This window comes from Escherichia sp. E4930 (assembly GCF_005845405.1).
Taxonomy (GTDB): Bacteria; Pseudomonadota; Gammaproteobacteria; order Enterobacterales; family Enterobacteriaceae; genus Escherichia.
Genome location: NZ_VCDZ01000016.1, coordinates 129,885 through 136,064, shown reverse-complemented (window position 1 = coordinate 136,064; position 6,180 = coordinate 129,885). Strand labels below are relative to the sequence as shown.

The 6,180-nt window shown below is 44.4% G+C and carries 7 protein-coding genes and 1 pseudogene; 4 read left to right on the top strand and 4 right to left on the bottom strand.

The features are described from left to right. From FFT88_RS18080 to FFT88_RS18070, 3 genes and pseudogenes are all read left to right on the top strand, one after another. Window positions 1-576, top strand: a pseudogene (locus FFT88_RS18080) (ISAs1-like element ISEc1 family transposase); the annotation flags it as partial. Window positions 577-591: 15 nt separating this feature from the next. Then, window positions 592-900 carry an HNH/endonuclease VII fold putative polymorphic toxin gene (locus tag FFT88_RS18075; protein ID WP_240731075.1) on the top strand — a complete coding sequence of 103 codons (309 nt, stop codon included), beginning with the start codon at window positions 592-594 and terminating at the stop codon, window positions 898-900. After that, the gene (locus FFT88_RS18070) at window positions 890-1,324 is read left to right on the top strand and encodes a hypothetical protein (RefSeq protein ID WP_135405923.1); all 435 of its coding nucleotides are present in this window, start codon (window positions 890-892) and stop codon (window positions 1,322-1,324) included. The genes FFT88_RS18075 and FFT88_RS18070 overlap by 11 nt, the downstream gene beginning before the upstream one ends. A 54-nt stretch (window positions 1,325-1,378) precedes the next feature. On the opposite strand, the gene FFT88_RS18065 is transcribed toward FFT88_RS18070, so the two are convergent. From FFT88_RS18065 to FFT88_RS18055, 3 genes are all read right to left on the bottom strand, one after another. After that, on the bottom strand, window positions 1,379-1,621 hold the full coding sequence (locus FFT88_RS18065) for a SymE family type I addiction module toxin (RefSeq protein ID WP_130259040.1): 243 nt from the start codon (window positions 1,619-1,621) through the stop codon (window positions 1,379-1,381). A 248-nt stretch (window positions 1,622-1,869) separates the two neighbouring features. Next, window positions 1,870-2,919 carry a GGDEF domain-containing protein gene (locus FFT88_RS18060; protein WP_130259041.1) on the bottom strand — a complete coding sequence of 350 codons (1,050 nt, stop codon included), beginning with the start codon at window positions 2,917-2,919 and terminating at the stop codon, window positions 1,870-1,872. A gap of 102 nt (window positions 2,920-3,021) precedes the next feature. Continuing rightward, a complete protein-coding gene (locus tag FFT88_RS18055) occupies window positions 3,022-4,998 on the bottom strand; it encodes an alkyl sulfatase dimerization domain-containing protein (RefSeq protein WP_135405922.1) in 1,977 nt (658 codons plus the stop codon). A 305-nt stretch (window positions 4,999-5,303) separates the two neighbouring features. Here FFT88_RS18055 and pptA point away from each other — a divergent pair, with 305 nt between their 5' ends. Next, window positions 5,304-5,531, top strand: coding sequence for a tautomerase PptA (pptA, locus tag FFT88_RS18050; RefSeq protein ID WP_130210863.1), 228 nt, complete (start codon window positions 5,304-5,306; stop codon window positions 5,529-5,531). Between the two features lie 3 nt (window positions 5,532-5,534). On the opposite strand, the gene FFT88_RS18045 is transcribed toward pptA, so the two are convergent. Beyond that, entirely contained in the window at window positions 5,535-6,104 is a 570-nt protein-coding gene (locus tag FFT88_RS18045) for a flavin reductase family protein (protein WP_135405921.1), read from the bottom strand. Window positions 6,105-6,180 lie beyond the last annotated feature (76 nt).

Here is a 6,180-nt window from a genome sequence, read left to right as displayed (position 1 = left end):
GGAGGTGATTATTTATTCGCTGTAAAAGGAAACCAGGGGCGGCTAAATAAAGCCTTTGAGGAAAAATTTCCGCTGAAAGAATTAAATAATCCAGAGCATGACAGTTACGCAATTAGTGAAAAGAGTCACGGCAGAGAAGAGATCCGTCTTCATATTGTTTGCGATGTCCCTGATGAACTTATTGATTTCACGTTTGAATGGAAAGGGCTGAAGAAATTATGCGTGGCAGTCTCCTTTCGGTCCATAATAGCAGAACAAAAGAAAGAGCCAGAAATGACGGTCAGATATTATATCAGTTCTGCTGATTTAACCGCTGAGAAGTTCGCCACAGCGATCCTAAATCACTGGCACGTGGAGAATAAGCTGCACTGGCGTCTGGACGTGGTAATGAATGAAGACGACTGCAAAATAAGAAGAGGAAATGCAGCAGAATTATTTTCAGGGATACGGCACATTGCTATTAATATTTTGACGAATGATAAGGTATTCAAGGCAGGGTTAAGACGTAAGATGCGAAAAGCAGCCATGGACAGAAACTATCTCGCGTCAGTCCTTGCGGGGAGCGGGCTTTCGTAATCTTGCCCTGCGGGCATACCTCGTTCACAGCAACCTAATAGGCAATGGACAGTTGGAAATGATCCTAGAAGAAGGGGACAAACAAATTATAAATATTCAGAAGATTTAGGGTCTCATGGGCGATATTATGAATATACAGATGCCTACGGACATAAAAAAGTTGTAGTCGAGCATACGGCAGATCCCAGGGCACTTGGCCCTCACGCACATGCAGGACAACCTAAACCGGGCGCTGATCCTAGAACATACGATTTCAAAAGTGATAGATATCAGAAAATCAATGACCCTGCAACTAAGGATCATCATATATATTATGAAAATTAGTCTTGAAGATAAATTAAATTTAATTAGAGCAAAAGATTATGCATCTAAATTAAATGGTGTCACTTCCTTTGATGTATCATTCTTACGTAAAAATGACTTCATGTGGCATCGAGAAATGCTAATGGCAATAAATAAAACCAATAATATTATTGAACGGAAAGTTTTCAATTTACCTTTAAATATTAATGATCTAGCGAGAGATGTTGAAAGTACACTGAATGTGAAAAAAGATATTCTTTGCAATATATTCTATAATGGAGAGGTTTGCATATCTCTTCATGTCGAATTTTTTTCAAATTTCATATTGAGTTTGTTTTCGATAAATGAAACATATGATCTTTTATTAGCATTTACATCTCCTGATCGACTAATAGTTTTAAGTGATAATGAATATGATGTTCAGTTATATTATATTCATAAATAATTAATGTATGGCAAGATGGCCGGGAAAGATAAGATCTTCCCGGCTTTTTATTATTTAACTCTCGTTCAGCACACTAAACATCCCGTCCCGCATCCCCTTCACCACCTGTTTAACCTGATAAAGTTCCCTGAGCAGTCCCTGTACTTCGTTGTTATCCGCAAGCAGGATCAGGCAGCCTTCCGGGAGCTTCACGGTAACGCCCGTGCCGATCTCAAATCCCGCTTCCCTCAGCCATTTGGCGCTGATTTTGATCACCGGCGTGTCGCTGCGGTTGGGCAGATGCTGCGCTGGCAGCACGACGGGTAGAGTCGGATGGATGCGCCAGGCGTACCGTGACCACTCGCTGAACGTGGTCACGGAAGTGGTGTTCACCAGCGGTCAGATGCCGGGGAAACGAACGCACCGGAGATTATCTGCTTCAGTTACGACAGATTGGGACGGATGCTGCACAGTCTGGTCTTCGGGAAGATCACTATAAACAAATATTATCACCCGTCAGCCCTTGTTAAGAGCGGAGAGACGTAATCTGGCCAGTCCCCTAATGCTTATAAAGCCCATCGATTTCGCCCATTTTCTTTCGCCCGGTATAACGCGGCGTCGGCATCTGAAACAATTTGTTCAGCCGTTTTTGCGGGAGCAGAACAGGCAATCCCCTGACTAACCGTAACAAATGCACTAACAGCAGATGCCTGATGCGGGATAGCTGCCAGTTTAAGTTCTTGCTTCACTCTGGCTGCTACCGCCTCAGCTTCCGGCAATGTTGCATTAAAAAGTAGGATGGCAAACTCTTCGCCACCATAACGAGCGACTATGTCTTCAGGCTGGCGTATTGCGCGTTGCAGGGCGTCGGCAACTTGTATCAAACATTTATCGCCCGCTGGGTGCCCGTAGGTGTCGTTGTAGCGTTTAAAAAAATCAACATCCAACATAATGAGAGCAAATGACCCGCCGTTATCTATCGCGTCGTGTAAGATACTGTTCATTGCACGTCGGTTTGCTATCCCAGTTAAGGGATCGCGATGGGCTAATGCATCGAGGCGATTAATTAACTGGTTGTTGTACTTGTTTTGTTGCCATGCTTCTTCAAACCAACGTAATAAAATAAGTCGCCCCCCATATAGCGCCAGTGAAAAAAGGCTCCAGATAACAGCGAAATGAACATTCACATGCTGATTGAGAACAAGACTGGCTAACGGGATGCTAAACCATAATGGAGTGATAAATGCGAGTAATGATGGCGTGTGAAAATACAGCGCAACAACGGCACTAAGCATTAATAATACACACAGAGGATAAGCAAAAGGTAACGTCCAGTGTGCAATGAAATAAAAGCAACACCATGACCATAACAGGCTGAGAATGACCAATAGTTGCTGAATATACAGCACTTTTTTTCGGGAGATGAGCAATAAAAGGCCACTAATCAGTAGAATGCCGAAAGATGAAATATCAATAGTATGTACAAGGTTTTTCTCATTAAACCCTGAAGTCATGTCTTCATTAAACAAAATACCACGCAGCAAAATCATCGATGAAAAACAGATGTTAATCAAGGCAAACCACGGCAGGCTAATCGACATTCCGCGAATAACCATATCCTGGCGATTTTTCCACGAACAATGGGCGTTTTTTCTTTTATCAGAAACCATTTCTTATAACCAGAAAAGGGCAGGAAACCTGCCCAATTTATACTGAGTTTATGGTGTCACTATATTGAACCAAAACTCAAAATTATCCATATAATCTAACAGCTCGTTGAGTTTTTCCGCATTGCCAGTAATTTTGACATCTCCTTTGTCTGTGGCTTCTTTCAGCGTCTCTTCTTTCAATACAATTTTGTTCAATACATCACGAGACAGAGTGATAGTGGCATCAGCATCCGAAGCCTCTACACCAGCGCTATGATTGAGAACACCATTTTCAAGCTCCACTTTATAGGTGCCGCCATCCTCACCAAAATCGAAATTCAACACGGCTTTGGCGTCTGCCGCTTTCTCACCATTAATATGGACGGCAAGATAATCAAAGAACATCTCTGGCGTCATTGCACGCACAGTGTCAGGGCTGGCAGTATTTGGTGTTGGTAATTTTTGTACGCCGTTACGCAATTCCTGTGCGCCAGTGAGATAGAAATTACGCCACGGCCCAGATTCAGCCTGATAGCCTAACTGCTCAAGCGCATCAGCTTCCAGATTTCTCGCTGCCTGGTTGTTTGGATCCGCAAACACCACCTTACTGACAACCTGAGCAACCCAGCGGAAATTACCCTGGTCATAATCCTGTTTGGCTTTTTGTAAAATGGCATCAGCACCGCCCATATACTCGACAAATTTCTTTGCGCCTTCTTCTGGTGGCAGTTCATCAAGCGTTGCGGGGTTACCATCAAACCAGCCGAGATAAAGCACATAAGTTGCTTTTACGTCATGGCTCACCGAACCATAATAGCCGCGATTCGCCCAGGTGTTAGCCAGTGAAGAGGGCAGTTTAAAGTTTGCGGCAATTTCATCACGGGTCATCCCCTGATTTGCCATACGCAGAGTTTGATCATTGATGTAACGATACAAATCACGCTGGCTTTTAAGCAGTTTGACCACGTTATCGTTGCCCCAGGTTGGCCAGTGATGTTGAGCGAGAATAATCTCGGCTTTATCACCCCATAAATTGAGTGCTTCGTTAATGTATTTTGACCACGGCAGCGGTTGGCGAATTTTAGCTCCGCGCAGCGAATAGGTGTTATGAAGGGTGTGCGTGACGTCTTCAGCGGTTTCGATCAGTTTCTTTTCTTCAATAAACCACAGCATTTCAGAAGGCGCTTCGGAACCCGGCGCCATCAGAAAATCATAGGTCAACCCGTCAATAGTTTCTTTTTGCCCGGTTTTGGTGATGTAGTTAGTAGGAGCAATTAACGTGACCGTTCCTGCTGAAGTGGTTGTTCCCAGTCCCGCGCCGACCTGGCCTTTAACATCAGGTTTCAATAAGTTGCCATACATATAACTGGCTCGTCGGCTCATCACATTGCCAGCCATAATATTTTCGGAAACGGCCTCCTCCAAAAATCCGGCTGGCGCATAGATTTTAACTTTGCCTGATTTAACGTCAGCTTCATCAATTACGCCGCGAACACCACCGTAGTGATCGACATGACTGTGTGTGTAGATAACCGCCACTACCGGTTTCTGGCCGCGATTTTTGTAATAGAGATCCATCCCAACTTTGGCTGTTTCTGCTGAAACAAGTGGATCAACGACGGTAATACCCTCTTTGCCTTCAATGATGGTCATATTTGATAAATCAAGGTTACGAATCTGATAGACACCTTCAGTCACTTCAAATAATCCGCTGATATTTATCAGTTGCGCCTGACGCCATAAACTTGGATTCACCGTATCAGGGGCTTTATCGCCTTCTTTGATAAAAGCGTATTGTTGTGGATCCCATATAACATTTCCTTGTTCGCCCTTAATCACGTCCTGAGGAATAGGGGCAATAAAACCTTTATGGGCATCAGTAAAGTCAGTGTTATCGGAAAACGGCAACTGGTTATAGAGTAAATTGTTTGCTTGCTGCGTGGCTGCGGTGGCGTTTTTAGGGGCTTCCGCCGCGAGGAGAGGTAAGGAACTGGTGGTGAATAATCCCGTTATTAGCAGACTTTTAACAATATGATTAAGCTGCATCTTAAGTGTCTCCAGAATGGATTTTTATTGAGGGTAATTACGGATGAAAATTTTTAGTGAGGGCAAGAATAACTATAATGGGCGTTAACAAATTGGCAAGCCGGGAACTTGGTGTTTTCTTAATGGCATGTTGGCGAAGAATATATTCTGCAAGTTAACGTTTTCGTTGGCGCTTTATTTAAAAGGGTGTAGTACAAATATGTACAATTTCAAGTAGGCATTATTGCCGTAAAAACGCATTACCGGACACACGACATTCACAACGTGTGTTAATTTTACTGACATCTTTCAAAAGGAGCACAATCATGCCGCACATAGACATTAAATGTTTTCCGCGTGAACTGGACGAACAACAAAAAGCAGCGCTTGCTGCAGATATTACCGACGTTATTATTCGCCATCTGAACAGTAAAGACAGTTCGATAAGCATTGCGCTACAGCAGATTCAACCAGAATCATGGCAAGCTATCTGGGACGCCGAAATCGCGCCCCAAATGGATGCCTTGATAAAGAAACCTGGTTACAGCATGTAATGCTTAGCCAGCCGTAACACGCTTGCCGCTGGTAACAAACGTGCCAGCACCTAAATGATGTAGCGTATTGAGCTTATCATCATCAAACTGCCAGCAGCCTTCGACAAATACCCGTGCGTCTGCCGCTGCTGATACCACTTCGCCAAACAGCGTGTCGTATTTCTCCTGCGCAGAAGTCGCTGGTAGCAATCGGCACTCCATCCACGCCAGACATTTCTCTTCAACAAGTGGCAAACCAAGCACCGGACCTTTCACCACCGGAATGCCATAGCAATTAAATTTATCTTCTTCACGCCCAGATACACTTCCCACTGCCCACGTCCAGTTAGTCGCTGCAACGCCCGGGATAACGATGCCAAATTTACCGTTACGTTCAATCAACTCCCTCGTCCATGTCGATTTATCTACTACAATCGCCACGCGTGGAGGTTCAAACTCCACCGGCATCGACCAGGCCGCAGCCATAATGTTACGCCGCTGGGATTGCTCATCTAAACTGGTGATCAGGACAGTAGGGCCATGATTTAACAGACGGCTGGCATGGTGTAATTTGACGGGGATGAATCGGCTCACGGTATCGCCTCGCTATGAAGGGTATTTTAAAAGCGTAGCTCGTAACGCAATAAGCAACGAAATTAACGGGATCGGC

Excerpts from the sequence above, each read along its gene's own strand:
- FFT88_RS18055 (WP_135405922.1), bottom strand. The coding sequence starts at position 4,998 with ATGCAGCTTAATCATATTGTTAAAAGTCTGCTAATAACGGGATTATTC.
- FFT88_RS18070 (WP_135405923.1), top strand. The coding sequence starts at position 890 with ATGAAAATTAGTCTTGAAGATAAATTAAATTTAATTAGAGCAAAAGAT.
- pptA (WP_130210863.1), top strand. The coding sequence starts at position 5,304 with ATGCCGCACATAGACATTAAATGTTTTCCGCGTGAACTGGACGAACAA.
- FFT88_RS18060 (WP_130259041.1), bottom strand. The coding sequence starts at position 2,919 with ATGGTTATTCGCGGAATGTCGATTAGCCTGCCGTGGTTTGCCTTGATT.